Origin of the sequence: Mesorhizobium sp. M7A.F.Ca.CA.002.05.1.1 (assembly GCF_003998335.1) — a bacterium.
In the GTDB taxonomy this organism is placed as follows: domain Bacteria; phylum Pseudomonadota; class Alphaproteobacteria; order Rhizobiales; family Rhizobiaceae; genus Mesorhizobium.
The window spans coordinates 1-2,026 of record NZ_RZQI01001010.1; the positions used below are offsets into that span (position 1 = coordinate 1).

Sequence of the window (2,026 nt, forward strand, 5' to 3'; positions counted from 1 at the left end):
ATGCGGCCTGCTGGTGCCGGGCATCCTGCTGTTCATTGCCTACGATATCGAGGCCGGGCCGATTATCACGGCGCTGAAATGGCTGGCGATCGCGCTGATGGCGGTTTCAACCGTGACGGGCATTCGACGGCAGAGGAAGTCGTAACGAACTAAATCCGCGCGGACTTTGTCCATGCAGCGGCCGTGTCGGCTTCGTGGCCGCCCGGCTCGCCGACGACGCGGTCGCGGCCGGTCGACTTCGCCTTGTAGAGACGCTGGTCGGCAAGCGCGAACAGGTCGGCTAGGCAGCGCGTGGTTTCGCTGACGCTGGAAACGCCGGTGCTGACGGTGAACTCGAATCGACTGGTGGCCGCTGAAGCCTTGATCGCATGGCGAATGCTTTCGCCAAGCAGCCTGGCGACCGAGTGCGGACAAGAACTGAGTATGGCGAATTCCTCACCGCCGATGCGGAACACCTGGTCCTCGGGACTGGCGACCTCGCGCAGCAGCGCGGCAACGGCCTTCAACACCTTGTCGCCTTCGGCATGGCCGAAACGGTCGTTGATCGATTTGAAATGATCGACATCGATGATCAGCAGGCTGAGCGGCCTGGCGGTGCGCAGGCTGACCTGGACGGCGGCTTCACCGTCGGCGTCGAAGCGCCCGCGGTGCAGCAGGCCGGTCAGCCCGTCACGGCCGACATGTTCGACCAGCGCCTCGTAGCGTTCGCGATAGGTCAACGTATCGAAGATATCGGTCAATCCGCGCGGCGCAGTGACCTGGCGCTCCTCAAACCATTTGAGATAGGCAACGAGCATGGTGCTGAAGGTCACCGCCGCCGCCATCTTGGCGAACCAGCCGCCGAAAAAGACGGCTATCGGCGCGCCGGCAACGAAATGCAGGGCGGTGAAAAAACCGGCCTGGTCGAAGGTCCGCACGCAAGCGACCGAAATCAGGATGCGCGCGAACGGCGCCTTGCGAAGATACCGACCAAGCTTTTCGTAGAGCAGGATGATCAGGATGGCATCGACGAACAGCAGCGTCGTGCCCCACACCATCAGCCAACCCATCTGGTCGATGAAGCCGATGTCTGGAAGCCTGCCGTCGGGAAGTGCCGCGATGACGTGCAGGCGCAGCAGCAGCACCAGCCCGATCATCAGCGCATTGCCGAGCAGCAGGCCGTAGATCGGCTGACGCACGGTTGCAGCGTCCTCCTTCATATAGAGCAGCAAAAGCATGACCAGCTTGCCGGAAAACAGCACCGCCGAGCCAGGCGAGACCATGCCGAACGGCAGAGCGACGTAAAAGACGCTGGCGAGATAGGTCTCGAGGAAGTGCATGACACCGAGCGCGCAGACGAATACGCCGAGGCCGATACGCCGTCTGAAGCGGAAAAGCGTCACCATGACGCTGAAGTAGACGACCGCTTCGGCAAGGAGCAGGAAACTGTTCAGCAATGCCGTCGACCCGATCTCTTTCTCGAAATCGCGAATAGCGAGCGATTCCACTCCGATCCTGTTTTGACGCCGAAGAGTTAACCGGAGATTTCAGCACGCTTCGTGCTGGTGGAAAACTTCGGCGATTGGCGGACACTTCCGCGTGTGACCGGGCAGATATGGCAAAAGCGATTGCCGTTCGCCGCCGCATCGCCTACATAGCGGCCAACCTCCACTCAATTCGACAGATCCAGTCAGTTTTCTGGGCCAGTCAGTTTTTCAGGGAAAGCGCGCGTGGCACGCCAGTTCATCTATCACATGGCCGGCCTCAACAAGGCCTATGGCACCAAGAAGGTGCTCGAGAATGTCCATCTCTCCTTCTATCCCGACGCCAAGATCGGCATCCTCGGCCCCAACGGTTCGGGCAAGTCGACGATCCTCAAGATCATGGCCGGGCTCGACAAGGAGTGGAACGGCGAAGCCTGGCTGGCCGAAGGCGCCACTGTCGGCTACCTGGCGCAGGAGCCTGCGCTCGATCCGGACAAGACCGTGTTCGAAAATATCATGGAAGGTGTCGCCGCCAAGACTGCCGTCATCGAACGCTATAACGA

At 60.9% G+C, this 2,026-nt stretch carries 2 protein-coding genes; one reads left to right on the plus strand and one right to left on the minus strand.

Annotation, left to right across the window (positions count from 1 at the left end):
• Nucleotides 1-149: 149 nt before the first annotated feature.
• Nucleotides 150-1,436, minus strand: coding sequence for a GGDEF domain-containing protein (locus tag EN939_RS31800; RefSeq protein WP_127271547.1), 1,287 nt, complete (start codon nucleotides 1,434-1,436; stop codon nucleotides 150-152).
• A gap of 273 nt (nucleotides 1,437-1,709) precedes the next feature.
• Between EN939_RS31800 and EN939_RS31805 the strand changes: the two genes are divergently transcribed.
• Nucleotides 1,710-2,026, plus strand: a 317-nt coding sequence (locus tag EN939_RS31805) for an ATP-binding cassette domain-containing protein (RefSeq protein ID WP_127271545.1), incomplete at its 3' end; no start/stop codon positions are given.